Origin of the sequence: Mycolicibacterium komossense, from assembly GCF_025822605.1 — a bacterium.
Lineage (GTDB): Bacteria > Actinomycetota > Actinomycetes > Mycobacteriales > Mycobacteriaceae > Mycobacterium > Mycobacterium komossense.
Window position 1 is genome coordinate 71,287 of sequence record NZ_JACKTY010000028.1, and the last position, 25,348, is coordinate 96,634.

Annotated in this window: 24 protein-coding genes and 1 pseudogene; 11 read left to right on the forward strand and 14 right to left on the reverse strand. The window is 63.6% G+C overall.

Going from position 1 to position 25,348, the window contains the following annotated elements; translation table 11 throughout:
• Positions 1-3: 3 nt before the first annotated feature.
• Genes H7J73_RS11320 through H7J73_RS11330 form a run of 3 tightly spaced genes read left to right on the forward strand, consistent with a single transcriptional unit; the run spans position 4 to position 2,674 of the window.
• A complete protein-coding gene (locus H7J73_RS11320; protein ID WP_264067455.1) occupies positions 4-1,440 on the forward strand; it encodes an APC family permease in 1,437 nt (478 codons plus the stop codon).
• Positions 1,441-1,467: 27 nt separating this feature from the next.
• A complete protein-coding gene (locus tag H7J73_RS11325; protein WP_264067456.1) occupies positions 1,468-1,590 on the forward strand; it encodes a hypothetical protein in 123 nt (40 codons plus the stop codon).
• Between the two features lies 1 nt (position 1,591).
• Positions 1,592-2,674: a PucR family transcriptional regulator gene (locus H7J73_RS11330; protein ID WP_264067457.1), complete on the forward strand. Its 1,083-nt coding sequence runs from the start codon at positions 1,592-1,594 to the stop codon at positions 2,672-2,674.
• Between the two features lie 216 nt (positions 2,675-2,890).
• On the opposite strand, the gene H7J73_RS11335 is transcribed toward H7J73_RS11330, so the two are convergent.
• The 3 genes from H7J73_RS11335 to H7J73_RS11345 all read right to left on the reverse strand — a co-directional run bounded on the left by H7J73_RS11335 (position 2,891) and on the right by H7J73_RS11345 (position 6,126).
• The gene (locus H7J73_RS11335; protein WP_264067458.1) at positions 2,891-4,156 is read right to left on the reverse strand and encodes an amidohydrolase; all 1,266 of its coding nucleotides are present in this window, start codon (positions 4,154-4,156) and stop codon (positions 2,891-2,893) included.
• Positions 4,156-4,830, reverse strand: coding sequence for a trimeric intracellular cation channel family protein (locus H7J73_RS11340; protein WP_264067459.1), 675 nt, complete (start codon positions 4,828-4,830; stop codon positions 4,156-4,158). Before H7J73_RS11340 ends, H7J73_RS11335 begins: the two co-directional genes overlap by 1 nt.
• 258 nt (positions 4,831-5,088) lie before the next feature.
• Complete coding sequence (locus tag H7J73_RS11345) at positions 5,089-6,126, reverse strand: LLM class flavin-dependent oxidoreductase (RefSeq protein ID WP_264067460.1); 1,038 nt, start codon at positions 6,124-6,126, stop codon at positions 5,089-5,091.
• Positions 6,127-6,277: 151 nt separating this feature from the next.
• Here H7J73_RS11345 and H7J73_RS11350 point away from each other — a divergent pair, with 151 nt between their 5' ends.
• Positions 6,278-6,949, forward strand: a complete 672-nt coding sequence (locus H7J73_RS11350; protein WP_264067462.1) for a TetR/AcrR family transcriptional regulator — start codon at positions 6,278-6,280, stop codon at positions 6,947-6,949.
• 104 nt (positions 6,950-7,053) lie between these two features.
• Here H7J73_RS11350 and H7J73_RS11355 read toward each other — a convergent pair whose 3' ends face one another.
• Entirely contained in the window at positions 7,054-8,253 is a 1,200-nt protein-coding gene (locus H7J73_RS11355) for an aminopeptidase P family N-terminal domain-containing protein (protein ID WP_264067464.1), read from the reverse strand.
• 569 nt (positions 8,254-8,822) lie between these two features.
• Complete coding sequence (locus tag H7J73_RS11360; RefSeq protein ID WP_264067465.1) at positions 8,823-9,632, reverse strand: LLM class F420-dependent oxidoreductase; 810 nt, start codon at positions 9,630-9,632, stop codon at positions 8,823-8,825.
• 336 nt (positions 9,633-9,968) lie between these two features.
• Here H7J73_RS11360 and H7J73_RS11365 point away from each other — a divergent pair, with 336 nt between their 5' ends.
• The 3 genes from H7J73_RS11365 to H7J73_RS11375 all read left to right on the forward strand — a co-directional run bounded on the left by H7J73_RS11365 (position 9,969) and on the right by H7J73_RS11375 (position 12,382).
• Positions 9,969-10,763, forward strand: coding sequence for an SDR family oxidoreductase (locus tag H7J73_RS11365; protein ID WP_264067467.1), 795 nt, complete (start codon positions 9,969-9,971; stop codon positions 10,761-10,763).
• 58 nt (positions 10,764-10,821) lie between these two features.
• Positions 10,822-11,715 carry a helix-turn-helix transcriptional regulator gene (locus H7J73_RS11370; RefSeq protein ID WP_264067468.1) on the forward strand — a complete coding sequence of 298 codons (894 nt, stop codon included), beginning with the start codon at positions 10,822-10,824 and terminating at the stop codon, positions 11,713-11,715.
• Between the two features lie 64 nt (positions 11,716-11,779).
• Positions 11,780-12,382, forward strand: coding sequence for an LGFP repeat-containing protein (locus H7J73_RS11375; RefSeq protein WP_264067469.1), 603 nt, complete (start codon positions 11,780-11,782; stop codon positions 12,380-12,382).
• Between the two features lie 117 nt (positions 12,383-12,499).
• Here H7J73_RS11375 and H7J73_RS11380 read toward each other — a convergent pair whose 3' ends face one another.
• From H7J73_RS11380 to H7J73_RS11390, 3 genes and pseudogenes are all read right to left on the reverse strand, one after another.
• Positions 12,500-14,197 carry a GMC family oxidoreductase gene (locus tag H7J73_RS11380; RefSeq protein ID WP_264067470.1) on the reverse strand — a complete coding sequence of 566 codons (1,698 nt, stop codon included), beginning with the start codon at positions 14,195-14,197 and terminating at the stop codon, positions 12,500-12,502.
• Positions 14,198-14,342: 145 nt separating this feature from the next.
• On the reverse strand, positions 14,343-14,747 hold the full coding sequence (locus tag H7J73_RS11385; RefSeq protein ID WP_264067471.1) for a TetR/AcrR family transcriptional regulator: 405 nt from the start codon (positions 14,745-14,747) through the stop codon (positions 14,343-14,345).
• Between the two features lie 39 nt (positions 14,748-14,786).
• Positions 14,787-14,930 (reverse strand): annotated as a pseudogene (locus H7J73_RS11390) (TetR family transcriptional regulator); the annotation flags it as partial.
• A 176-nt stretch (positions 14,931-15,106) separates the two neighbouring features.
• Here H7J73_RS11390 and H7J73_RS11395 point away from each other — a divergent pair.
• Positions 15,107-15,760: a stage II sporulation protein M gene (locus tag H7J73_RS11395; protein WP_264067472.1), complete on the forward strand. Its 654-nt coding sequence runs from the start codon at positions 15,107-15,109 to the stop codon at positions 15,758-15,760.
• Positions 15,761-16,280: 520 nt separating this feature from the next.
• A complete protein-coding gene (locus tag H7J73_RS33690; RefSeq protein ID WP_308207408.1) occupies positions 16,281-16,565 on the forward strand; it encodes an SGNH/GDSL hydrolase family protein in 285 nt (94 codons plus the stop codon).
• Positions 16,566-16,670: 105 nt separating this feature from the next.
• Here H7J73_RS33690 and H7J73_RS11405 read toward each other — a convergent pair whose 3' ends face one another.
• Positions 16,671-18,659: an FAD-dependent monooxygenase gene (locus H7J73_RS11405; RefSeq protein WP_264067473.1), complete on the reverse strand. Its 1,989-nt coding sequence runs from the start codon at positions 18,657-18,659 to the stop codon at positions 16,671-16,673.
• A 92-nt stretch (positions 18,660-18,751) separates the two neighbouring features.
• Here H7J73_RS11405 and H7J73_RS11410 point away from each other — a divergent pair, with 92 nt between their 5' ends.
• Positions 18,752-19,357, forward strand: a complete 606-nt coding sequence (locus tag H7J73_RS11410; RefSeq protein ID WP_264067474.1) for a TetR/AcrR family transcriptional regulator — start codon at positions 18,752-18,754, stop codon at positions 19,355-19,357.
• Between the two features lie 103 nt (positions 19,358-19,460).
• Here the strand turns inward: H7J73_RS11410 and H7J73_RS11415 are convergent, their stop codons facing one another.
• The 3 genes from H7J73_RS11415 to H7J73_RS11425 all read right to left on the reverse strand — a co-directional run bounded on the left by H7J73_RS11415 (position 19,461) and on the right by H7J73_RS11425 (position 21,319).
• A complete protein-coding gene (locus tag H7J73_RS11415) occupies positions 19,461-19,670 on the reverse strand; it encodes a hypothetical protein (protein WP_264067475.1) in 210 nt (69 codons plus the stop codon).
• A 77-nt stretch (positions 19,671-19,747) separates the two neighbouring features.
• Entirely contained in the window at positions 19,748-20,518 is a 771-nt protein-coding gene (locus H7J73_RS11420; protein ID WP_264067476.1) for an alpha/beta hydrolase, read from the reverse strand.
• A 159-nt stretch (positions 20,519-20,677) separates the two neighbouring features.
• Positions 20,678-21,319: a GAP family protein gene (locus tag H7J73_RS11425; RefSeq protein ID WP_264067477.1), complete on the reverse strand. Its 642-nt coding sequence runs from the start codon at positions 21,317-21,319 to the stop codon at positions 20,678-20,680.
• A gap of 83 nt (positions 21,320-21,402) precedes the next feature.
• On the opposite strand from H7J73_RS11425, the gene H7J73_RS11430 reads away from it, so the two are divergent.
• Entirely contained in the window at positions 21,403-22,146 is a 744-nt protein-coding gene (locus H7J73_RS11430; RefSeq protein ID WP_264067478.1) for a TetR/AcrR family transcriptional regulator, read from the forward strand.
• Here H7J73_RS11430 and H7J73_RS11435 read toward each other — a convergent pair.
• Both H7J73_RS11435 and H7J73_RS11440 read right to left on the reverse strand, forming a co-directional pair.
• Entirely contained in the window at positions 22,117-24,336 is a 2,220-nt protein-coding gene (locus tag H7J73_RS11435) for an arylsulfatase (RefSeq protein WP_264067479.1), read from the reverse strand. The two genes, H7J73_RS11430 and H7J73_RS11435, sit on opposite strands and share 30 nt — an antisense overlap.
• A 149-nt stretch (positions 24,337-24,485) precedes the next feature.
• Entirely contained in the window at positions 24,486-25,340 is an 855-nt protein-coding gene (locus tag H7J73_RS11440; RefSeq protein ID WP_264067480.1) for an alpha/beta hydrolase, read from the reverse strand.
• Positions 25,341-25,348: the final 8 nt, after the last annotated feature.

Sequence of the window (25,348 nt, forward strand, 5' to 3'; positions counted from 1 at the left end):
CCCATGTCTGACGTTGTCAACGCAGACGACATATGTAGCGGCGAAAAGTCACCAGATGGTCGCGCCGGCAAATTGCGCGGCAATCTCGGCGTCCCGGCGATCGTCCTGATGGTCGTGGCAGCTGCAGCGCCGCTGTCGACGATCGGTGGAAACGTGCCGATCGGGATGGTGCTCGGCAACACCACGGGTATTCCTGTCGCGTTCCTGGTCGCGGGTGTCATCTTCTTGCTCTTCGCGGCCAGCTTCGTGGCGATGTCGAAGTACGTCACCGACACCGGCGCCTTTTACGCATACATCCAGAAGGGGCTCGGCCGCGCAGCCGGCACCGGCGCGGCCGTGCTCGCACTTCCGGCGTACATGTGCACGCTGCTCGGCGTAGCTGCGTACGACGGTGTGATCCTGTCCGGCTTCATCGAGCGATTCGGCGGACCGGCCATCCCCTGGTGGTTGTTGACCGGACTGGTGCTCGCGATCGTCGGGTGGCTGGGTTACCGCGACATCGATCTCAGTGCCAAGGTTCTGGGCATCTTCCTGGTCTCCGAGGTGGCCATCCTGGTCGTCTTGGATCTGGTCATCGTGCTTCGCGGCGGTGAGCATGGCATCACGGGAGATTCCTTCTCACCGCAGGGCCTCGCCGGCGGGTTCGGAATCGCGTTGCTGTACGCACTGTGGGGCTTCGTCGGTGTCGAGGCGACCGCCGTCTTCCGGGACGAGGCCAAGGACCCGGACCGAACCGTCCCCCGTGCCACCTACTGGGCCGTGGGGATCGTGGCCAGCTTCTACGCCTTCTCGAGCTGGGCCCTGATCGAGGGCAACGGCGGCCCGGACGCCATCCAGGCGGCCAAGGACGATCCCGACAACTTCATGGTGAACACCGCCCAGCAGTACCTCGGCATGCTGGGTCGCGATCTCACCACCGGTTTCTGGTTCATCAGCGTGTTCGCCTGCGCGTTGGCATTCCACAACATCAGTTCCCGCTACGCGTTCGTGCTGGGGAAGAGCGGCGTTCTGCCGAAGCGGTTCGGTGACGTCCACGGGCGCCACGGCTCACCGGCGAACGCTTCAATTCTGATCACCGTGTTGTCGTTCGTGATCATGGGCGTGCTCGCCGCACTGAAGCTGGACCCGGTGCTGCAGATCTTCGGCCCGCTGGGCGGTCTGGGTATCCTGGCGCTGGCGATCCTGTGGCTGATGACGACGATCTCTGTCGTGATCTTCTTCACCCGCCGCGGCGGTTCGCCGCGCATCGTGGTGCTGGCATCGATCGCAACCCTCGCGCTGGCCGCGGCCCTGGTGCTGGTGGTGTCGAACCTGACCTTGGTCGTCGGTGGGAGCTCCACCCTCGCCGTGATCTTCGGCGTGATGCCGCTGGTGCTGCTCGGACTCGGCATGCTACTCAGCCGGCGATCTACTGCGGACCTGTCCTCGGCTGACCGGTAAACCAACAGATAGGCATCAACCGAACTCGTGTTTTCATACCCGCTCGGGGCGTTGATACCGTCGTTCTCGACGGCATCGGCGCCCCGCTGCGGTTTCGCCGGCACCGAAGTCAGCAAGCGGGCAGAAGCGGTCGATCAGGAGAAGGGGTGACATGTCTTGGGACTCGCCGCTGAGTGTGGCGGCGGCCTTGACCGTGCCGCCACTGGACCTGGGCTCGGTTATTGCTGGGCATCAAGGGTTGACCCGTGAGGTCCTCTGGGTGGACATCATGCACGCGCCTGCTGAGTCCTTTGTCCGTGCCGGCGATCTGGTGCTGACCACCGGCGCCGACATCCGTCAGGCGGGCGTGCGCGATTTCCTCACCTATCTCACCTCCTCGCCGGCGGCGGGGGTGGTGCTGAGCCCGCCGCCCGAGGTCGCCGTCCACGAGATCCTTGCCTCGCTGGTCCCGTTGGCCGATCGTCACGAGTTCCCGGTGGTGCTGCTGCCGTGGGAGGTCGCATTCGCCGAGGTCCAGCGGAGTCTGCTGCCCCTTGTCCATCCGTCACCGCAGGACGTGCAGGTCCAGATGGTCATCGGACGCCGCGACCGTGACGACAGCAGCTGGAACGCCTTCGCCGACACTTTCGCCAAGGCTCTCAACGAGTTGGCGCTCTCGGCCGGTGTGACAGTGAGTTCATCGGTCACCGACGACCTGGTGATGAGCCACTTCTCCTCGGCGATGTCGACGCCCACGGTCTCCGGGTTGGTCGCGTCCGCCCAGCAGTCCAGCGCGTTTCCGGAGAACCTCGTCAGTTGGGTGCTCCTTCCTCCCGAGCGCGGCCAGGCCTTCACCGTCGCAGCATCGGTGCCGGCGTTGGTGCCCGAGGGACCGGTCGGTCCGCGACAGTTCGCCGAGGTGCTTCGGCAGCATCCGGGGAGCATGGCGACGATCCTGCAGACCTTGCAGCCGCTCGTCGACTATGACCGGACCCGCCGTGGGCAGGTTGTACACACCTTGGAGATCCTCCTCAACGAGGCAACGAACACCAGTGCGGCCGCGAGAGCGCTGTACCTCAACCGGCACTCGTTGCTGTATCGGATAAAGCTCATCGAGGAGCTCACCGGCCTGTCGCTCAAGAACCACGCGGATCGTTTTCAGTTGGAGGTGAGCGTCCGCGTCCACCAGATCAATGAGGCACGCATGGACCGCGTGCGGCGTCATTCCACAGACCGCGGCTGCGCAAGTGGTTGACGCCTCGGCCGGACCCGGCGGCAGCGAGGCCATCGTGGGTGAGAAGTACATATCTGGCACATTCGTCTAAGCGGGAGACTTCGCCTTCTTTTGGGCAGGCCCTACAGGTGAAGTTGCCGGGGACCGCGGCGGCGGCGCCACCGGTCGTACCTGTCTCAACGTCGTTGGCGGTTCCGCAGGCTCGGTCATGAACCGGGAGGCATCAGGGACACTTAGTCAGAGCCAAGCCAGTGCGGCGACGACGAGTGCCTCGGTCCCGGTGGTGAGCGTGGGCTGGAGGACTGGGGCGAAGGTGGCCGAGTGGTTGACGGGAATGTCTTGTGACACTCGCCCGGCTTGCTCGGCTGTGCGATAGGCGTCGGGGTCGATACCGCCCACACCCCAGTACGTGTAAGGCACGCCGAGTGCGTTCGGGATGTCACTGAAGTCCTCGCTGGCGGTCCCCATCGGCATCGTCGTGCTGCGGTCGCCGAAGTGCGCGCTGAAGGCCGCCGCGACACGTGCGGTCGTGTCCGGGTCATTGTCGGTCAAGGGAAAACGGTCGAATAATTCGAACTGAGGTTCCTTCGGCGATCCCGAGGCCTGGCATTCGGCCACGACGACTCGGCGGATGGCATCGAAGATCGCGGTGCGGGTGGCGTCGCTGTACGTCCTGACGTTGAGCTGAAGTTCCGCATGATCTGAGATCACATTGCTCTTGGTGCCGGCGGCGATGCTCCCGACGGTCAAAACCGCGATCTCACCGGGCGGCGTCTCCCGGGAGATGACGGTCTGTAGCCGGATGACGATCATCGCGGCTAGCACCACCGGGTCCACTGTCGTCTGCGGCATGGAACCATGCCCGCCCCGGCCGTGAACGGTGACCCGCATGCTGTCGGCCGCGGACAGAAACGGTCCCGGGTGGGTGCCGATCATCCCGGCTGGGATCGGCAGCACGTGCTGGGCCAGGGCGACATCGACTTTTGGGAGCAGTTCGCCCAAGTGGTCCTCGACCATCCCGCGGGCGCCGTCGCCGACCTCCTCAGCTGGTTGGAACAACGCCACGGCGGTGCCGCTCCATTGCTCGGTGCGGTCGGAGAGTAGTTGTGCTGCACCGAGAAGGCAGGTGACGTGCACGTCGTGCCCGCAGGCGTGCATCACCGGCACCTCGGCTCCGGCTGCATCGGTGACCGTGGTCGTGCTCGCGTAGGTCAGACCGGTCGCCTCTTTGACGGGGAGGGCGTCCATATCCGCGCGCAGCAGCACGGTAGGCCCGTCCCCGTTGTGCAGCACCCCGACGACCCCGGTGCCGCCGATACCCTCGTGCACCGAAAACCCGGTCCCACGTAATCGCTCGGCGACCCGCGCTGCGGTGCGGTGCTCCTGATGCGAGAGTTCCGGATGCTGATGAAGGTCTCGGTAGAACTCTTCCTGCCAGCCTCGGATGCTAGCGAGTCCGGCCAGCACGGTCATGCTGGGCGAAGTCTGTGAGTTCCTAGCCATCACTTGTCCTTTCGTCGGCGGGTCAGGAAGCGATCGGGCCGGCGCCATTCGACACGTTCCGGCAGGATCCAGCCCCGCCAGCGCGCCAGCAGGCACAACACCGCGCCCACGACCGTCGCTACGACCAGGCCTGCCTGCGGGTACCCCCAGAGCTGGATCAAAACCAGTGTCCCACTGGCGATCACTGCGCAGGTCGCATACAGCGTGTTCCCACCGAAGATCGTCGGAATCCTGCCCACCGCGATGTCGCGCACCGCGCCACCGCCGACGGCGGTCACCGTTCCCAACAGCACCGCCGGGAGCCAACCCAACCCGAGCGTGAGGGTTTTCTGTGCGCCGACCGCTGCCCAGCAACCCAACGCAAGCGCATCCACGAACGGAAACAGCCGCTCCCAGAGGTGCCCTTCGAACCGCACCGCGAACGCGACCGCCGCGCCGATCAACGCCGTCGTCAGATACGCATAATTCGTTAACGCCACCGGCGTGCCGCGCTGCAACAGAGTGTCGCGGATGAGGCCGCCGCCAAGACCCGACACGATCGCCAGCGCGGCGAAACCGACCGGGTCAAATTCGTGGCGGCGCGCGACCGCGCCGCCGAGCAGGGCGTTGGCGAACACCCCCGTCAGATCGAGCACCCGCACCAGGTCCGGCACTGAGACCAAAGCACTCGCCATAGCACCCAATCCTCCTTGGCCGTGACGGAAAACGGTCGGCACCCGTCAAACGGTAACCGGCCCCCGAGCTCGGCGGCACCGTCCTGCACCGATCACCGTAGCGGTCGGGTACTCATCGAGGAATCGGCGGACCCACGCGTCGAAAATCGCTGTGCGCAAGGCTGATCCCGGTAGCGAAGCGCCAGGAAAGCGTGCGAAACCGTAGTCAATGCGCGCGATGAGAGCGCGGGCCCATCGGCCGTTGAGGAGTGACCTTGCTCATGATGCTCTCTCCCGTTCTGTGCCTGTCGGGAGTTGGGGTGCAACGAGAAGGGCGAAGTCTTCGAGCGACCTCATGGCGATTGCGGGGTCAGCGATCGCTTCGTGAAAGAGTGTGATCCTCTGCGCACCTGTGGTTTCGATGAACCGCCCGAGCTCGTCGACCACCCGCGACGGCGTTCCGACAATCGCATTGGCCGCGACCTGCTCGGCCATCGCGTCTGGGCTGGCGGGTTTGCCGTCCGGTCCGGTGTGCCGATGGGAAGCCTGTGGAACATGGGGATGGTTCCCGTCGCGAAAGGAGCGACGCAGTGCCGCAGCAAGTTGGTCGCGACGATTCGGAGCGCCATCCACAACGACAATGAGTGTGTGCAGATGGGCTGGCGCGCCCTGCGTTCCGCCTCGACATTCGCGATACTCGGACTCCAGGGCAACTCGTTGCGCGGTCGGTGTGGCGAAGTAGTGCTGCAGCGCAATCCCGTTGCGGGCCGCGAACTCAACGCCGGGGGAGCTTGAGGTCGCCAACAGCAATGGGGGATGAGGCAGGGTGCGCGGCGGGGGCTGCACGATCGCCGCCTCATCCGGGCTGTTCCAAAGGTCGACAAGGCGCTGCGCACTTGCTAGCGGCTCGTCGTCCCACCGGGCGAAGTCGACGTCGAGCATCTCGAAATCCCTTCTGTATCCGCCGCGGCCGAGGCCGAGGTCGAACCGTCCGCCGCTGAGCTGGTCCAGCAATGCCGCCCGCTCGGCCAGTTCGATCGGATGGCGCAACGGCGTCAGAACAATGGCAGTCCCGACACGAATCCGCCGGGTTCGCCCAAGGAGAAAGCCGGCAGTCGTCAGACCACTGGGGTTGATTCCGAACGTGATGAAGTGATGCTCGGTCACCCAGAGATCGGCGTATCCGAGCTCTTCGGCGGCGAGCGCCTGCTGCAGAGTCAGATCGAATACGGCCTCGGCGGTGGCTCCGAGCACGGCCCCCATGTTGAGCAGCACGCCGAATCTCAACGCGGACGGATTACCGACGAGCGTCGTCATCGGCAAACCGAAGACGTGGGCAACCTAATTTGTATACGGCATATCATAATTCAATATTAGTACTTCTTACAGCTGCGATGCGCAAGAGTCACCTCCGTGATTGACTCAGTCGATGACGCCCGAGGCGCCCAGGCGCGGTAGGCCCCCGACGGTGACACGCACCCTCATCGTCGACGTCGCCCGCACTCACCTCGACAACGCTGGTATCGAGAACTTCAGCATGCGAGCACTGGCTGCCGCTATCGGCGTGACACCGATGGCCATCTACCGCCACGTCGGCGACCGGGAGCAACTGCTTGGCCTTGTCCTCGACGACGTCTCGGCGCCGTTTCCCGATATCGAACTACCCGCCGACCCGCGCGAACGCATCGCGACGCTGCTGCAGGCCGTGTTCGAGGTGCTGGTGAGCCAACGATGGATAGCAGAGGTGCTGCGCACAGGCAGTCCCGGTGGCGCGGGAGCATTGTGGCTCGTCGACCAAATCATCGCCGCCGCAACAGAAACCGGCCTGAGTCACACAGAGGCATTGGTCATGTATCGAGCGCTGTGGAGCTACACCCTCGGCTCTGTGCTCACAGTAGAGACAAACAAACCGGCAGCCGCCGCAACAACCCAACAGAAACTCGACACCCTCGGCTCAGAGGAGTTCCCACACCTCGTCGCCGCCCTGAAAGCCACCGACATGCTCGATCGGCACAGTGCCTACCATCGCGGAATCGACTACCTCATCCGGGGTTTCTGCTCGCAGCAGACGCACGATGTTCGAGACGGTATCGCGAATCGGGACGCCGAAGATGCGGGCGCATCGTCGGCGGTCGGCTAGATGGGATAGGTCATCCTGCAGGCTGAGTCCGTTGGCAGAGCGCAAGACTGGCGATGCGGTGAGCCTCGCCGCGACGGAGGTTGTCCGGCATTTGCGGCGCTCGGTCACACATCAAACGACAAGATGTTGTCGGTGATTCTATCCAGGATTTTCTGTGCCACCGCAGCCGAGTACTTCTGTCGATTCTCAGCCGAAAGTCTCAAAGTTCGTGTTCGTTGGTACAGTCTCGCATCGCCTGAGGCAAATCGGAAGAACAGAAACTGAGTCAGCCTCTGGTGCGCTTCGACCAGAAATTCAACCCCACGGAGGGTAACCGCGCCTGCGTCGTCCGCCTCACAATCGGCGATTTGAAGCCCGCAACTCCGCGCATCCTCCGCTCGCCGATTGAATAGCCTGATCCACGGACTGTTTCTGTTCATTCCCTGCAATGCGTTCAGCGCGAGTGCCACCATGTTGACGGCCGAAGGGATGGGGCCGAGGGCGGCAACTGCCAGCGCCAATATCTTTTCATGTACGGTTGATCCGACGACCTCCTCGGTCGTCTCATTCACGATATCTCCTGCCACTTCCCAGCCAGTGGTAGTCAGTACCTTGATATAGAAGTCCATCCATTCTCGGACCTCATCTCTATTCGGAACAGCATTCGAAGCGGCCAGCTGTGCAAATAGCGTCCAATGACCAACATCATTGCGCACCGCAACAGGAGTAGTGTCGGCGAAAGTGACGAGATTCGACGCGACAACGCTCGCTTGTTTCTTACCGTCAGTCAAAGGTGATGCAATCTCGTCTGGAGTCTGAATTTCCTGCGCGGTGTGAATGGCCACGTTACCTTCGACGAATTCGGCGTTGGGAAAGGCATTCGGCAGCATCGCCCGGACCTTCGGTGAGACCGTGCTGAAGCCGACCCGTCGCACTGCCGATGCCCCCGCGATGTTCTGCAGTTCTCCAACGAGTGTCGTCGGGTCCCAGCTCAACCCATACACTTCGTTGGGGCCGATCGCCTTGGTGTTCACCTCGTCCGCGGTTCCGCTCAGGTACAACTCACCGGTCGCGCGCACCAGGACACCGATTGGGGCTACCGGCACCTTCGTTGCGACCCACACTTCTGGCACGCCGGTGATGTATTCGACGTCGGCTTCCCGGCCGATGACGAGGATATCCAGGCTGCGAGCGCTCATCTCGACTAGCGTGCGCTGACGTCCGCTCCAATGCACAAACTCTTCGGGTTCCTTATTCCGAACCACAGCTTCCAGTGGCAGCGCGTCGATATAGCTTATGACGGCATCGAAATCTGGATCATGCATCCCTTTACCCCCGTGACGGGCTTAACCCATTATCGGATGTCTGGGCCAAGCAGATTGAATCTAAAACCCCGAACTATAGTTCTGGCCAACGGCTTTCGCGCGACTCGGCAAGTTGAGAGCCGCTGGTTGTGACTCGACCCCAACGCGTCTCCAATGGTCTGGATCAAGACGGATCGATTGAAGTGTGACAGCAGGGATTCGCAGTTGTCCGAATAGCCGACCACTCGCCAGGAAACTCACAGGCGGCGATTAAGAAGTTGCGCAATCAAATGCCGGCGGAGGATGTCAAATCACTCGGCGGGGGAGTGGCTCTTCTGCTGCATGATCGCAACATGGGGTGTCGCTTGTGGTTGATTCTCCCAATGAGTTGCCGTCGGGACCTAAGAACCTCACCGAAATCTCAAGCGCACGGTCATACACTTCTCAGTGGGCGAATCACGTTGCGAAGAGGCCTCTTTCATATTGCTCACCCGACAAGCGCAGCACTCATGGAGCGAGGATTGCGCAACGCCAGAGGTCTGGCTTGACCGGAATGTTTCCTTAGATGAACATGGTCCAGCGTCGCGGCCTCACCCGTTGTCCCGCCATGTGAGCACCTGCTTGAGAGAAGTGAGGTCGTAGCCGTCATCGGCGGTGAGCTCGGTCTGGAACAACGTCACCCCTGCCTCGCGGAAGGCATCGGCGCTCTCGGCGTTCACCCAGAGCGTCGAGTGTTCGATGTCGGACCCGTTGCGGCCGAACGTCGCTGCCAGCTCATCGACGCGGTCGCTGGACTTGCGGAAGGCGTCGAGGTCCTGGAACGCGTGCCAGATATCGGCATGCCTGGCAACGGCGGGCAGCGAGCGCTTGGGCCCCGTGCCGCCGATGAGGATCGGTAGCTTACGCACGGGTGGCGGAACCAGTGCAGCGAGGCGGTTCTCGATGCGGATCAGGCTCTCGTCGAACAAGTCGAAGCGGGAGCCGAAGGTTCCGAAGTCGTAACCGTAAGTGGTGTAGTCCTTTTCGTACCACCCAGCGCCGAGGCCGAGGATGAGCCGGCCGCCGCTGATGTGGTCGACGGTGCGAGCCATGTCAGCGAGCAGATCCGCGTTGCGGTATCCGACGCCGGTGACGAGGAGCCCGATCTCGGCGTGTGAGGTGATCTCGCCCCACGACGCAAGCGCGGTCCACCCCTCGAAGTTGGCGACGTCGGGCTGCTCGTCGAACATGACGGGCTTGCCGTCGACGATGCCCTTCATCGCTGGGCGATGGAAGTGGTCGTAGCCGAAGATCACGTCGACGCCGAGGTCGTCGGCGGCCAGGACCGCGTCGCGCCAGGTGCGGTAGTCGGGCGTGCCGCCGGGCTGGATCTGCACTGCGACGCGGACGGGACGGGTCATGGATGCTCCTTGATTGAAGAAGGGTCGACTCATGACCCAAGCCCATCGGGTGCGGGGTTTATTCCGGATCGCGACGCCTACTTTGGTAGAGGGCTCGCCCGTCGAGTGAACGCCCCAGGCCATTGGTGGCGGCGCTCGCCGCCCCCGTCAATTGGCTAGCGGACAAGAGGGCCCCTGGCAGTACCTGTATTACGGGGATCTCCCCGGCCTCGGGAATGCGGCATAACTTGCTACGAGAGGTTCCCGTCAGCCTTATTGCCGATCGGCTCATTCAGCAGGACCGAAGACGCAACGGTAACGACCGACGGTCACGTCGACCAACGAGAAAGGCGACACGTGGCAAACAGCCAATTCACTACGCAGGCAGAACTTTTCGATCTCGGCGGTAAGCGCGGCCTGGTCACCGGTGGTACCAGGGGTATTGGAATGATGATCACACGCGGGCTTCTTCAGGCGGGCGCCCGCGTGATCATCAGCTCACGCAACGCAGAAGCCTGCGCTCAGGCGCAGGAACAGCTGTCTGAATTCGGCGACGTGTGGGCGGTCCCCGCCGATCTGTCCCGACGCGAGGAGTGTGAGCGCCTCGCCCAGCTCGTCACGGCCGACTCCGGGAGTCTGGACATCCTCGTCAACAATGCCGGTGCAATGTGGGACGAACCGTTGGAGACGTTCCCGGACGCAGCCTGGGACACGGTCATCGATCTCAACCTGAAGTCGCCGTTTTGGCTGGCGCAGGCGCTGCTGCCAGCACTTCGCAGCGCTGGCACCGCCGACGATCCCGCGCGGATCATCAACATCGGCAGCATCGCCGCCATCCACATCCCCAACCGGCCCAACTACTCGTACTCCAGCAGCAAGGCCGCGCTGCATCAACTCACCCGAGTGCTCGCCAAGGAGCTGGGACCGCAGCACATCACGGTGAACGCGGTGGCGCCGGGACCGTTCCCGTCGACGATGATGGCGGCAACCCTCGACGAGTTCGGCGAGGCGATCGCGGCGTCGGCCCCGCTGCGCCGGATTGGCCGCGACGACGACATGGCGGGTGTCGCCGTGTTCCTCGCCAGCCGCGCAGGCGCTTACCTAACGGGCACCATCATCCCCGTCGACGGAGGGATCGCCACGACCGCGTGAGGCTTCAGGGTATTGGCGGTACCTCCCTTCGCTTGCGGTGCGGGCCTACGGTGAGTGGATGGACGCCACGCTTGGTCTGCGCACCGAGATTCGAGAGTTTCTGAGGTCGCGTCGCGCCCGCATCGGGCCTGAGATGGCTGGCCTGCCCGCCTACGGTGGCAAACGCCGGGTAGAGGGTCTGCGCCGAGAGGAGGTAGCGCTACTCGCTGGGGTCTCGGTCGAGTATTACGTGCGCATCGAGCGTGGCGGCCTGGCTGGCACATCGGCCGGCGTGCTCGACGCGCTAGCCACGGCTCTTCAGCTCGACGAAGCGGAGCGCGATCACCTGTTCCATCTCGCACGCCAGTCCAGGGCGCCTGGCGGTCGGCGGCACTGCAAATCTCCCGCGACGGTGCGCCCCGCGCTGCAGGAGGTGCTCGACGCCATTACCGGTGCGCCGGCGTTGATCCGCAATGGGCGCCTCGACGTGCTGGCCATGAATCAACCCGGGCGCGCGCTGTATTCACCGGTACTGGCCGACCCTCGACGGCCCGCCAACACGGCGCGGTTCGTGTACTTGCATCCCAGCGAGGCCGAGACGTTCTTCGTCGACTACGACCAAGCGGCGCGAAATGCGGCCGCGATGTTGCGTATGGAAGTGGGTAATAATCCCCACGACGAGGAACTCATCGCCTTGGTGGGCGAATTATCCAGTGGCAGTGAGCTATTCCGGCAGCATTGGGCATCTCGGAACGTGCGGCTGAAGGGACACGGGAGCAAGCGGGTGAACCACCCGGTGGTGGGCCTGCTCGACTTGAACTTCGAGTCCATGGATCTGCCCACCGAATCTGGCCTGCAGTTGAATGTGTACACCGCAACTGCGGGAGGAGCGGCCGCCGACAATCTGGCCCTACTGGCGTCGTGGGCCCACCAAGAGGCGTTGTCGACCGAGGTGTATGCCCCCAGCAGATAACCGGCCGGACGAGCGATTCAGCCGAAATTTGACCCACACCACAGGAAGACGCGAGAGTGAGCCCATGAGGACGATCGGGTACCGCCACATGGGAGTCGTCGGCCTGGCCGTCATCGCATTGATCACCTTGGGCTGCAGCAATGGCAAGAGCGCCGACCCGTCGACGCCGCCGCAAGTCGGGTTGATCGCCACCTCCGAGACCGAAGCCCCACCAACCGAAGTGAAGCTCATCGGGGAGAGAGACGTCGAGGTGACGCTGACCGGTCCGATTGCGGCCAAGTACGCGTCGGCAACCGAGATCCAGCGGCAAGCTCTTGGCAAACCACTGACGGGTGACCGCAATGCGGGTGCCCGGGAGAGCGGTGTGGTCTTCCAGCAGTTCCAGGGTGGCGTGATCACTGCCAAGAACGATGACGCGGGCACGCCTGGATACATCACCTGGGGCAAGATCCGTGAGGCCTGGAATGTCCAGCGCGACCCAGAGGGCGTGCCTGCGGTCACCGGCGATAACGGCTCGATGGGTCCGTTGGGCGCGCCCACCAGCGACGAGAGCGCCGTCGGCGATCTCCTCGTTACGACCTTCGAACACGGCAAGATCGAGTACGACCCCAAGACGGACCAGGTCGAGGTCACGGTCAACGGCACGGTCGTACCTTCCGGGCTGTGATGACCGGGCCGCCGGTCTACCGGCAACCGCTGTCGGCCATGCAGCATGGCGGAAGTCGCTACGGCACTGGGTAAGTCAAGATCAGCTAAACCGGGGGACCACTTGGTGTCGACGGACTCATTCCAGGATCGCCCGCGCAGCGCGCTCCGCGATCAGCATGACCGGGGCGTTGGTGTTACCCGACGTGATGGTCGGCATCGCCGACGCATCCACCACTCGAAGGCCGGCGACGCGGTACACGCGACAGTCGGTGTCGAGCACCGTGGCGGTCGAGCGCGGCAGACCGCGTGCGTCGAAGGCTCCCATCGCACAGGTGCCCACCGGATGAAAGATGGTTGTACCGAGCTCACCAGCCGCCTGCTGGAGGTCTTCGTCGCTCACCAGTTGCGCTCCGGGAAGCAACTCTTCTGGGCAGTAGCGGGCCAGGGACGGCGCCGCCATGATCTGCCGGGTCATCCTCAAGCCCCGCACGGCGGCGTGACGATCGGCGTCAGTGGACAGGTAGTTGCAGGAGATCTTTGGATAGGTCAGCGGATCTGCGCTGGCCATGCGCACATGGCCACGCGACGTGGGTCGCAGATTGCAGACCGAGGGAGTGATCGCGCCGAAAGGATGGAGCGGTTCGCCGAACTTGGGCAAGGACAAGGGCTGCACATGCCACTCCAAGTCGGGGCTGGCCAACGCGGGATCGCTTGTGGCGAAAGCTCCCAGCGTGGAGGGCGGCATGGTCATGGGTCCTGAACGCAGCAACAGGTACTGAAGTCCCATGCCTGCGCGGGTGATCCAATTGCGGTACAGCGTGTTGACGGTTCGGGCGCCCCGCACCCGGTACACCGTTCGCAGCTGCAGGTGGTCCTGGAGGTTTTCACCCACTCCCGGCAGGTCGACGGCTACCGGGACCTGATGCTGGGCGAGCAGCCCGGCCGGGCCGAGGCCTGATGCCTGCATGAGATGCGGCGATCCAATAGCTCCGGCGCTCAGGATCACCTCGCGGTGGGCCTGGACGTCGATGATCTGCCCGTCTTTGAGTAGCCGCACACCGGTGGCACGGCGCGCAGCTGTCATCCAGGCACCGCGACGCTGATGGTCATGGACCTGGTCGTCCATCAGCAGCTCCAAGGCCTGGGTGTGGGTGTAGACGGTGAGATTCGGGCGGTGGGCGACGGGATGCAGGAAGGCATCGGCCATCGACCAGCGACGGCCACGCCGTTGATTGACGTGAAAGTACGCACTGCCGGCGTTGTCCCCCCGGTTGAACTCGCCGATCGGGGCAATGCCCACCTGGGCAGCGGCGGCTTGCCAGGCGTCCAAGATCTTCCAGCGCACCCGCGGGGGTTCGACGGGGATTTCGCCGCCGGCGCCGTGCCACTCGTCGGCGCCGGTGAAGTAGTCTTCCAATTCCTTGTAGATCGACAGTGTCTCGCCAGCATCGTCCCGGTCACCCCACCGCCAGCGATCGTCACCGGTGGCCTGCGCCCATAGGTCGAAATCGCTGGCTTGTCCGCGCATATGGATCATGGCGTTGATCGACGAGCTGCCGCCGATCACACGGCCGCGCGCGTAATGAATGCTGCGGTCGGCCAGACCTGGGTCAGCTTCGGTCGTGAAGCACCAGTCGGTGCGGGGGTTGGCGATGGTGTAGAGGTAGCCCACCGGAACTTTGATCCAGAACCAGTTGTCTTTGCCGCCGGCCTCAACCAAGAGCACGCGATGATCAGGGTTTGCGCTGAGACGGTTGGCGAGCAGGCAGCCCGCACTGCCTGCTCCGACGATGATGAAGTCGAATTCGGCGTCGAAGTCGGGGGAGGGGCTCATTTCCGGCACCGGGGGAGACTAAAGCTTCGTGGCAGGTAGTTGTCGCGAAACTGGACGCGTGATCGGACAAGCTCACGATCAAGCTCACGATGGGTGCCCGATCCAGTGGTGCAGAACCTGACAAGCCCCATTCTGCGCCCCATCGTCATGACGCGGCGGTCCCCAGGATCGCGTCCACCGCCGTGTAGAGCGTGTCGGTCTCGGATTGCAGGACCGAATCACCGTAGGGGAGTGCACGTTCCATCGCCAGTCCGTTGAGCACGGTGAGCAGGAATCGTACGTCTTTGGCGCGATCCCTCTGGGGAACAGCGCCTTCGTCGTCGAGGGCGTTCAGCCAGTGCGTTATCCGTCCTGCGGACGCCCGTTCGTAACTGAGGTACGCCGTGTGAACCTGTTCGCTCGGGTCGGGTGCGATGAATGCCGCGAATGCCGCCTTGAACGCTCTTCGAGCGTCTTCGCCAACCCCGGCGGGGGCAAGCATCTGCCGCAGACAATTGACCAACCGGTCTCGGGCGGGCAGGGACCGATCCCGGAGCGGGTCGTTCGGCATGAAGTGCTGGTAGATCCTCCTCAGCACCTCGTCCTGTAGGGCTCGTTGAGTCGGGAAGTGGAACCGGAGCGACCCCGTGCTCACGCCGGCGCGTGCCGCGACTGCGCGGACACTGATTGTCGCCGTGACGTCGTCAGCAATCATCTCTGCCGCCGCTTTGAGAATCTTCTCTCGCGTTTCTATGGCGGTTCCCTCTCGTCAAGGCGTGCGATCGTGGCCGTACGGCTGACTAATACGGTGTGTTAGTTTGAACGCTAGCACGGTGTGTTGGTGATGGTAGTCCGGCGCAGGGAGACTGCGTGGACGGCAGCGGTGAGTCGACCACGAATGCACCTTTCCCACAACCGAATACAGGAGACATGGCATCGCACTCGGAGACAACAGCGGCTCGACTGATGACGTGGGGACCGTTCGGCATCGTCCGCGCAAACGCCCGAGCTTACGTGTTGATGAACGCGGGCGCCTACGGACTTCTTGTGATCGGCTTCGGTGTCGGAATCATCTTTCCGCATCTCAGCCAAGCCCAGCACGCACGGTTAACCGACGACGGCACAGCGGATCTCGTCCGGTCGCTGATCAACAGCCCATGGCTCTTCGCGCTGACCATTCTCGCAGTGAACACAGTGAAGATGGGTGCGCTGACGATCGTTCTGCCATCGCTGATCGTGCCGTTCTCGGGCATCGCACTATTCGGATACTGGGCATACACGACGGGAGTGACGCTCGTCCCCGCCAGTCAGATCGGCTGGGTGGCTCTGATTCCTCACTGCCTCACAGTGATCATCGAATTCCAGGCATACATCCTTTTCCTGTCAGGCGCATACCTGCTCGGCAAATGCTGGATGTGGCCGCGAACCGTCGGTATCGAGAATCGCCGGCAAGGCTATCGTCGAGGACTGGGACAGCTCGGTTGGCTTGCCCTGCCTGCCGCCATCCTGCTCGCCGTCGGTGCGGTGTACGAAGCATTCTCGCTGAGGTACCTCGTACACCCGCTGGCCCAATGGTTGTTGTGACCCGCCTCGCTGAACAACTGAACGGAACGCTATGACCATGCCGGCCACCATCACCACCCCGATCTCAGTGGATCTCCTGCGCGGCGCTCGCGAACTCGAGCGGACGCCGCACGGCCTACTTCCGCATCGGCTGCCGGCGTGGGCCCGAGCGCAATGCGCAGACCCTCAGCGGCGGCAACATTCTGATGAGGGACGCCGCTACCGGCACCGAGACACTCCTGCCCGGTGCACCCGGCACGATCCGTTTCACCGACCTCCCCGATCGCCACAAGACAGTCGAAATCTGGCTGCCGCACAATGAAACCGCCGAACTGATCGCACTTCGGAGCGACCACCCGATGGAAGGCTGCCCGATCACTCGGCCCATCTGGCTGCATCACGGCAGCTCCATCAGCCACGGCTCCAACGCACTTCACCCCACCGACACCCCATCACTCCGATCATCGTCGTCTCCGCCTTGCGCTGTCCCATCCACGAACACACTCCTGGACCGTTGGCGCCCGATCTCGCGGGCGGCACAATGTCTTTCGTCGCAACTGGCGATCCCGCGGAGACCGCGGCCGGAAAGCTCACACTCAGCGTCATCCGTGACGAACTCGCGGCCATCGTCGAACAGCGATCGACCAGCGACCCGAACATCCACTACCTAGACGGATTGACGCTCTACGGCCCGGCTGACTTCGCCGAGTTCCCACTCGCCGACAGACTGCATCCAGGCCCACAAGCACACCAGCGCATCGGCCGACGCTTTGCAGATGCCATCCGCGAGATGCACCTAGAACGCCCAGACGGTCACCGACAGTGACGTGGTGATCAACAAACTCTCGACCGTCAAACCGCGCCTGGAAAGGGCCGACTAACGGCTCAGCAACTCGTGGAGATCCGCCACCGGCTCAACTTCCGGTCGGGCTCATCTTGCTTCGGCTGGTATCCGCATCCCGGGTGTGATGACGATCGACTGGATGCGCCATCCATCCGCAGCACGCGTATAGGCGATGTCGGCACCGAGGTACGCGGCGCGGGGGTCGTCATCGCCGTCGGCGGCTACCCACATCAGCCACTGACCGGTGGCACGATCGCCGTTGATGACAAGGATGGGGTTCAGGAAGGCGTGCATGGCCAACGGCACGGGTGCGGTGGCTTCGGCCAATCCTGCTGCGATCGCGGTGGCTCCGATGGTCGGAGTTGTGCCCGGGTGTTCGAATGTGCCGTCGGCGGTGAAGAGGTCCGCAATCGCCTCCGGATGAATGGTCTTGCCGCCCCAGCCGCGGTTGATCGCGTCGGCGTAACGCGCGGTCAGGTCGACGATGGCGGCGTGGTCGTCCCATCTTGACGGTCTCGGGGTGAGTATTGCGGCGGTGGTCAGCGCGGCCGACAGCGCCGTTTCACGACAGGTTGGAGCCGTCGCCGAGCGCCATGCGATGTAGCCGTCAGGTCGCACCAAGGAAGCCCCACCGGGGCCCAGTCCGTATGCCGTGACTATTGGTGTGTGCAACTCGGAGTCGGGTGTGAAACAGAGGACATCGATCTGAAGACCGAGTTGGCCGGCAACGGACTCGGCCGCGGTGCGCCATGTTTCTGAGTCGGTGACGAGGGTCCAGTTTCGCCCAAAATGGTCCAGCGTCGAGCGGCCTTCGGCGATCCACACGTGCGGCGCCCGGGTGCCGGGTTGCCCGAGCCATTCATCTGGCCTGCGGGCAACCGGCAGGTCGGGGTCTACGTCTGCTGCGGTGACGCTGCGGTAGAGCTGGCCGAGTTCCATGGCAACGTCATCGATGATTTCAGCCTCGGAGGTGGGGGTGTCGATGTAGGCCTTGTAGTCGGCACGGGCGAAGATCTGCTCATGGCGTAGCCATGCGACCGGGCGCCGTTCGGCGTCATAGGTGTCGAGGAGCGCCGGCTCGCTTCGACCGGCGTGGACGCCGGCAATTTTCCAGGCGAGGTTGTGCGCGTCGCCGATTCCGGTGTTGGCGCCATAGCCGCCGCGATTCGGAGGGAGTTGATGCGCGGCATCCCCGACGAGAAAGGTTCTCCCGCAACTAAAATGGTCGGCGATGAGCGCTGACAGCTCCCAACGTCCGGTGGTGATCAGGTCGATCGCCAGATCTTCGATTCCCGTGGCGCGCCGAATGGCCGTGCGTTGTTCGTCTTCGGACCGCTCGAAGTCGTCCTTGAGCATCAACACCCAACGCCCGTCGGAGTAGGTCGTCAAAAAGGCGTCGAATCCGGGCTGTTCAATCTCGAATTGCACAATGCCCTGGCGCAGATAGCGTTCCAGCTCGGGTGCCCGGAATAGGATGCTGCGCTGGACTGACAGCAGACCCCGTCCCGTGCGGGCGATGCGCAGATGGCTGCGGATCCCGCTGGCAGCCCCGTCGGCGGCGACCAGATAGTCGGCGTGGAGACGGTATTCGCTTCCGTCGACCCGTCGGCGCACGATGGTGGTGACACCACCACCGTTGTCGTCGAAGGAGACAAGCTCGGTGCCCAAGTGCAAGTCAGCGCCGAGTTCGATGGCGCGCTTGCGCAAAATGGGCTCTAACGCGTCTTGCGCTATCGCGCTCGCCTGCACCGGGGAATGGTCCGCCGTGATTGCTGGCGCAGTTACCGGTGGTGACCATGGATACTCCTCAAACCACTGTCCGGCAAGGCTTTCGACGCGTGCTCGACGGGGTGGGCCGTTCTGCGTGCTCGCCGGTAGCTGGATCCCGACACTACGAAACAGTTCCATCGTGCGGGTCGTGTAGCCGATGGCGCGGGGGTGCAGCGCGCTACCGGAATGGCGCTCGATGAGAGTTGTCGGGACGCCATGCGACGCGAGGAAGACTGCCGCCGAGAGGCCGACAAGGCTGCCTCCGACGACCAAGGTGGTTGTGTGATCGGCTGATTCGCCATCCATTTGAACTCCTAGTATCGTAAACCTTTAGGCACTAAAGTTATATAGTGGATAAGGTAGTTAAGCAACTTGCAACCACTCTGTATGGTGATCCAGTGACGACTGACGTGCCGGGCCGTCGCGCCCGCAAGAACGCGCAGACGCGTCGCGCTTTGGCCGAGGCGGCCGAGCGTCTTTTTCTCGCCCGGGGGTATGACACCGTGACGGTCAAAGACATTGCCGACGAGGTCGATATCTCAGTGCCCACATTGTTCAAGCACGTTCCCGACGGGAAGCCGGCCGTGATGTTCGACGATGGCGTGGAACGACTCGAAAGTCTGCTTGCCGCCGTTCACGGCAGGCCGCCGCGCACCTCAGTGCTCACCGCATTGCGGAAGTTCATGGCTGGTAGGGGACCGTTCGAGAGAGATCCCTCGCGAGCGTTCGTCCGGCGTACCGAACTGATCATGACCACCCCAGCCCTACGGGAATACTCCCGAACACTCTGGATCCGTTGCGAGAAGCCACTTGCCGAGGCAATCGCAACCGAACTGGGGCGACCGTGCGACGACGTAACGGCTCGTGCTGTCTCGCGTTACGTGTTGGAGATCCCGCAGTTCATCGGCGATGAGCCCCAGCCGCGCAAAGCCTTGGATGCCGTCTTCGACCTCCTCGAGCACGGCCTACCCGTCGCGGCAGGCGAGAAAGCAGGTGCTTCTTGACGCAAGGGCGGCAGGCGGCGCATGTCCGATCTCAGTGGATGCGACCTCTAGTCCGGCGAAACCCATAACCATCCGGTGTTCACGCCCGCCGCGTTGCGACGGTTCACGCGACACTGCTGATGATTGCGATAACCAGACCGCCCAGGGTCAGCACCCCGACCATTGTCGCGGCGGCGATCGCCCGGCCCCGTCGGTGCCGGCGTACGTCGTAGATCGCCACCGCAATGCCGGCGAAGATCAACGCTGCATAGGTCGCCAGCCCCACCGTCAACGTCGCCGTTGACGCGGCGCTGGCCAGGGTCTCGTTGTGCACGCCGTGAGCCTACGGCGCGAACGGAAGCATCACGCATGACGGCCTAGATGCGCTGATGGCATTACTCAGTCGGTCAATCATCGGTCGCCTAGGGCTGAGCCTACGAAGGACGATATCTGCCGCCTGGCTTCCTTCGACTCCGGTGCGGGCAACAGGATGAAACCATGGAATCCGCCGGCTATTTCGATGAGTGTGGCATCTACACCGTCGGCACGCATGCGGGTCGAAACGGTGCGGGAGTCATCGAGTAGGCAGTCGTGGGTACCGACCACGATCAGCGTGGGAGGAAAGTTGGCGAATGAGCCGTAGCGTGGTGACACCAGAGGCATCCTCAGATCACAGTCGCCGGCGTAGGCCACCGCACTACGCGAAAGACCCCTGCGGGAGAGCAGATCTCGAGGTTCGTTCCGCTCGAAGCTTTCGGAACTGTTGGTGAGGTCTGCCCAGGGAAACATAGTCACGAGACCTTTCGGCGCGTGACCACCCCGGTCCAACACTCGCCGCACCAGCGACAGGGCCAGACCACCTCCCGCGGACTCCCCGACAATGACGGTAGGCCGGTGGCGCGCGACCTCCGAGTAGACCGCCCACACATCATCGAGCGCCGCGGGGAACGGATGCTCCGGCGCAAGCCGGTAATCGACACTTATCAGTTCCGCACCAATGGACCGGGCCAGCGTGCTGTGGGCACGGGCCGCCAGGGAACTACCGGCGACGAAGGCCCCGCCGTGCACGTGGAAGATCAATCCGGCGTCCGCCCGGTCCGGCCGGAACCACCGAACGGGCACCCCTGCCACCGAGTCGGTGGATTCCTGGACTCCGCGCGCCCGTCGCTGGAGCGACTCCATCGATCGGGTGATTCTGCGCGTGTTCCCTACATCCTGAACACCGGCTGATCGCGAGGTCGACAACAGCATGAGCTTCTGGAGAGCGAGCAGCCGTCGACTCGGACGGTGAGAATTAGCTACAGACACAGGTTTTCCTTCATATCGTCAGGGGCAGGGCGATCACGCTGCTTGCAGCAACAACATCAGCCCTACGGCAACGAGAACCACCGCCAGGATGGCGACATTATGGCGTTCGAGCGCGACCCTGAGCCGTCGCAGGGGTTCGCTCATGCGCTCACGCCAGATCGCGTAGCTGAGCACCGGCACTATCACTGTCGCGCTGGCGAGCAGGGCGAAACCGGTGACATCACCCCACTGGGCCAGGCTGGACTGCGCGGTGGACCCGATGCTGAAACCTGCTGCAGCGCAGGCAGAAAGCACCTTTGGATTCAGGGCCGCCAGAACCGGCGCGGCGGCCAGTGCCCGTGGCGCAGTGACCGAGTCCAGTGCCCGCAGCCATAGCGGCGCACGTGCGCTACGTCCCCGGCGCATCCAGGTGACGAGGCCGGCGAGGATCAGGAGCACCGCCAGCATCATCGTTGCGGGTCGGATCCATGGTGGCGGCGGACCGCCGGCGTCAGGCAATTGCCCGGCGATTTCGACGAAAAGCCAGGTCGTGGCCGCCACGGAGAGCATCCAGCCCATAGCGAACGCCCATCCCGCAGCCAGCGGACGCGGCGTGTGCAGCATCAGGATCGCCGGCACCACCGAGGCCGGCGACACGGCGATGACCAGTGCCAAGGACGCCAGCTCCACCTGCATTGCACACCCGTGCTTTCTCCACGCCGATTAAACTAATGAGGCCTCATTATATACTGATCCGAGGAGATGCGTACCATCGGGCAATGCCCTCGGAGTCGGACCGCATTCGGGAACAGGCGCGCACACGCGGCCGCACCAGCAGCGGAGAAGCGACGCGCCTCAAGCTCATCAACGTCGCGGAGACGATGTTCGCCGACCGGGGGATCGCAGCTGTGAGCCTCAACGAGATCAGGCTCGCCGCCGGGCAAAGCAACGCCGCGGTGGTGAACTACCACTTCGGCTCAAAAGACGACCTGATCAAGGCCATACTCGAAGATCGCCTCGAACGAATCGATGAAGATCGCGGACGACTACTCGACCAGGCGGTATCGGGTGATGACCCGACAGAGCTCAGACGCCTCCTTGCGGCCTTGATTCTCCCTCAGGTGAGCAGCATCGAGCGGGGGGAGCGACATGTCGAGCTGGTAGCCCAACTGCTGTTTCACGGATACGGCGAACCCGGTGGACATGCCTGGATTCTGGCCGATCCTTCGTTGACGGGGCACGGGCAACGACTCAATCAGCTTATCTGGGAGCATCTTTCGCATCTCCCTGAAGCCGTCGCCGCGGCCAGGCTCCGTTTCGTCTACACAAGCTCCCTGAATGCGGTGGCCGACCACCAGCGACAACGGGCTAACGCAACCGACGCGCCGTCCACGGCGATGTTCGTGTCCGACCTCGTCGATTCGCTGACTGCGATCATCAGGGCGCCGGCCTCAGCCGAAACCCTGGAGGCGTCGCGCCGTGGAGGAGCCGATTCAGTCAGACTTGAGCGCGGCCCTGAGTAGTTCCTGACTTGGTAGCGATTCCAGATCGGATTCGACTGTCACCGAACGCAATCTACCGTTCCACGCAAACGGTGGTCGATAGTCTTCGCACACCGGCAGGCCGCGGTCTCGACCCATGAGCAAAGAAGTCCCACCATGCTGCCAGACATGGGGCAGCGTCACCGGCGCCACCGTCGAGCCGACAACAGTGTCGTCGATCACTGCTTCCACTCGGGTCGCGCCGTCGAGGCGGTGTAACCGACAGCCCACGCTGTGGCGTCCTTCCGCCAGCAGCCGATCGGCCCGCACTCGGATGTCGCCGCCCGGGGCTGCGACAGCAATGTGCAGTCTGGACTCGATCACGAACGCCGCCAGCCCTCCGGTCCAGTTGCCGATCGCAAACAACACACCGTTGGCACCCCCGGACGGGACGTCGACGTCAGCGGACAACCGGCTGTACAGCAAGGGCAATGCCTCATCGGCGACCGGCCCGCCCGCAGGCCGCAACACCACGCGCTGCGCGGGCGGGAATTCGGGCCATACCATCTCCGCAGCTCGTGCCACCAACGAATCGGTCAGGGGGAGCACGTCATAGCGGGCGGCCTCGGCTGCCCACCGGGCGGTCAATCGCGCCACCACGTCGGGGTGATCCGCCGACACGTCGTGAGCCTCGGAGAAGTCGTCGGCCCGAAACAGCGACCATCGATCAGCGGCGAAGTCCCGGCTACCCTCCAGCAGCGCCTCCTCGTCCATCACGCCTTGGGCCACGTGATCCGTCGTGGCCTTCCAGCCATCGGCAATGATCGACCGGGAACCCACGACTTCGAAGTATTGCGTGGATCGGGGTGCAGGCGCCGCCGCGTCGTTGAATGTCGGCAACAAGCTCGCCCCTTGAACGGCGCTGTCGGTAGCTTCGGCAGAGGGCGACTGCTGCCGAACCCCGCAGGCTTCCAACACTGTTGGCATGACGTCGATGGCGTGCGCGAACTGTGAACGCACAGCGCCTCCGTCGCCGATACCGCGCGGCCAGTGCACGATCAGCGGAACGCGGGTACCGCCCAGCCACGCATACCGCTTCCACAGGCGGAAAGGAGTATTGCCGGCCCACGCCCAGCCCCACGCATAGTGCGGATACCCCGCCGTGCCACCCCAGTCCGGTAGGAGATTGAGGTTGTCGGCCGCCGACTCTGGCACCCGATGCGTGAACCGGTGTTCGTTGCTCGTTCCCGCCACGCCGCCTTCTGCGCTGGCCCCATTGTCGGACATGATGAGAACGAGCGTGTTGTCCATGACGTCGAGGTCCTCCAGCGTGCGGATCAATCGATCGATCTGGCTGTCGGTATGGCTCAGAAAGCCTGCATATACCTCGTGCATCCGCGCGTACACGGCGCGTTCGTCTGCCGTGAGGGTGGTCCAAGCCGGGACCCAATCGGGTCGCTCGGTGAGCGTGGTGCCTGCGGGCACCACTCCCTCGGCGAGCTGGCGTACGAATACCTCGTCTCGCCAGCCGTCCCAACCGATGTCGAACTGTCCGGCGTAGGAGTCGGCCCAGCTCTTGTGGACATGATGCGGTGAGTGCATGGCCCCCGTGGCGAAGTAAAGGAAGAACGGCTTGCCGGGTGCTGACTGCTGTTGGCTGACCACCATCCTGATCGCCTCATCGGTGAGGTCCTCGGTCAAGTGGTAGCCGTCTGGGCGCACATCAGGTCCGTCGAGATATGTGTTGTCTCGTACCAGTTGCGGGTCCCAGTGATTGGCGTCGCCGAGCAGAAAGCCGTAATAGCGCTCGAACCCGAGTCCCAGCGGCCAGCGGGTGAACGGTCCGGCACTCGTCCGTTCGCCGCGCGGTGCGAGATGCCATTTACCTACGGCCATCGTGCTCCAGCCGGAATCCCGCAGTAAGCGCGGCAGCGTCGGCACCGAGGCCGGAATCTTGCCGGTATAGCCCGGGTGGGCAGTCGGGATGTCGGCAAGGAAGCCCATCCCCACCGAGTGGTGGTTTCGGCCGGTGAGCAATGCGGCTCGTGTCGGTGAGCACAGACCAGTGACGTGAAAGCGGTTGTACCGGAGTCCGTTTCGAGCAAGACGATCGATGGTCGGTGTCTGTATGTCTGACCCGTAGCAGCCCAATTGGGCGTAGCCGAGGTCGTCCAGCACGATCATGACCACATTGGGGGCCGACGGACGCGCGGCCTCATCATAGGTGCCCATTGGCACTCCTCAGGTCCAGATCAAATCAACATTAATGTGTCTTCATTATTAACACATAGCTGCCTCCGGCGTCGCATCCACTCCGGATCTAATTGTTCGACCCTCAGGGGAGTGCCAGGCGAGGGATACTCCCGGGGAAGGAGCACGTCTTACCGCGGACGGCAGGTCCTGAGGTAGCTGAGGAACGAGGCCTGTAGGCCAGTGACGTGCGTTTCGTGCAGGATCTCGCTGGTGACCGCTTCGCTGCGTGAGGTGAGGCGGTGAAGGACGGTGGCCGTGTTCTTCGCGAGGCTTTGGTAGACGGCCAGGTCTCCGAGAAGCTCGCGGTCGTTGAGGGTCACGTGAAGCTTGGCGGCGCGGTGGCTGTCGCCCATCTCGTGGAGTTGGGCGAAGATCTGGCTGTCTTCGGCAATGACGCCGGGGCTGCCAGCTCCGATGCTCCCGAAGAGGGTGGCGCCGGTGAGCCAGGTGTAGAGACTGAAGAGTCCGCCGTAGGAGTATCCGAAGAGGCCGTGTCCGGTTGCGGCTGTGCCATAGTCGTTTTCGATCCGCGGATGCAGTTCCGCGGTGAGGAAGCTCAGGAATACATCGGCGTGGGTGTCGTGTAACTCGGCAAGGTAGGCGTCGGCCTCCTCGCGCGTCCGCACGCCCATTTGGAGCCCCGTCTCCACGGCGTCGATGAACTCCTGGGCGATAGGTTCACCGGGTGGCACGAAATCTCTGTTGCGCAGCCGATCCCAGTCCTGTGCCTCTTCGCCCGCGTAGCCGACGCTGACTTGGATGTAGGGCTGGATCCGTTGCATGGGATCCATCTGGGTCACGATGAGCGGAGCAGTCATGCCCACGGCAAAGTTGCCGTCGAGCACATACACGACAGGCGCTGGCGTCCTGGCGGGGTCGTAACCCGGTGGGGTAGTAACCCAGACGCCGTAGTTATGCCCACCGCTGGAGCGCATCTCGAAATAGTCGGTGTCGGCTAGGCAGCCTTGCCACATAGGGCTCATCGAAGGTC

Coding starts and splice junctions, on each gene's coding strand:
- H7J73_RS11320 (WP_264067455.1), top strand. CDS start 4: ATGTCTGACGTTGTCAACGCAGACGACATATGTAGCGGCGAAAAGTCA.
- H7J73_RS11330 (WP_264067457.1), top strand. CDS start 1,592: ATGTCTTGGGACTCGCCGCTGAGTGTGGCGGCGGCCTTGACCGTGCCG.
- H7J73_RS11335 (WP_264067458.1), bottom strand. CDS start 4,156: ATGGCTAGGAACTCACAGACTTCGCCCAGCATGACCGTGCTGGCCGGA.
- H7J73_RS11340 (WP_264067459.1), bottom strand. CDS start 4,830: ATGGCGAGTGCTTTGGTCTCAGTGCCGGACCTGGTGCGGGTGCTCGAT.
- H7J73_RS11345 (WP_264067460.1), bottom strand. CDS start 6,126: ATGACGACGCTCGTCGGTAATCCGTCCGCGTTGAGATTCGGCGTGCTG.
- H7J73_RS11355 (WP_264067464.1), bottom strand. CDS start 8,253: ATGCATGATCCAGATTTCGATGCCGTCATAAGCTATATCGACGCGCTG.
- H7J73_RS11360 (WP_264067465.1), bottom strand. CDS start 9,632: ATGACCCGTCCCGTCCGCGTCGCAGTGCAGATCCAGCCCGGCGGCACG.
- H7J73_RS11370 (WP_264067468.1), top strand. CDS start 10,822: ATGGACGCCACGCTTGGTCTGCGCACCGAGATTCGAGAGTTTCTGAGG.
- H7J73_RS11375 (WP_264067469.1), top strand. CDS start 11,780: ATGAGGACGATCGGGTACCGCCACATGGGAGTCGTCGGCCTGGCCGTC.
- H7J73_RS11380 (WP_264067470.1), bottom strand. CDS start 14,197: ATGAGCCCCTCCCCCGACTTCGACGCCGAATTCGACTTCATCATCGTC.
- H7J73_RS11385 (WP_264067471.1), bottom strand. CDS start 14,747: ATGCCGAACGACCCGCTCCGGGATCGGTCCCTGCCCGCCCGAGACCGG.
- H7J73_RS11395 (WP_264067472.1), top strand. CDS start 15,107: ATGGCATCGCACTCGGAGACAACAGCGGCTCGACTGATGACGTGGGGA.
- H7J73_RS33690 (WP_308207408.1), top strand. CDS start 16,281: ATGTCTTTCGTCGCAACTGGCGATCCCGCGGAGACCGCGGCCGGAAAG.
- H7J73_RS11405 (WP_264067473.1), bottom strand. CDS start 18,659: ATGGATGGCGAATCAGCCGATCACACAACCACCTTGGTCGTCGGAGGC.
- H7J73_RS11420 (WP_264067476.1), bottom strand. CDS start 20,518: ATGGAGTCGCTCCAGCGACGGGCGCGCGGAGTCCAGGAATCCACCGAC.
- H7J73_RS11425 (WP_264067477.1), bottom strand. CDS start 21,319: ATGCAGGTGGAGCTGGCGTCCTTGGCACTGGTCATCGCCGTGTCGCCG.
- H7J73_RS11430 (WP_264067478.1), top strand. CDS start 21,403: ATGCCCTCGGAGTCGGACCGCATTCGGGAACAGGCGCGCACACGCGGC.
- H7J73_RS11435 (WP_264067479.1), bottom strand. CDS start 24,336: ATGGGCACCTATGATGAGGCCGCGCGTCCGTCGGCCCCCAATGTGGTC.
- H7J73_RS11440 (WP_264067480.1), bottom strand. CDS start 25,340: ATGAGCCCTATGTGGCAAGGCTGCCTAGCCGACACCGACTATTTCGAG.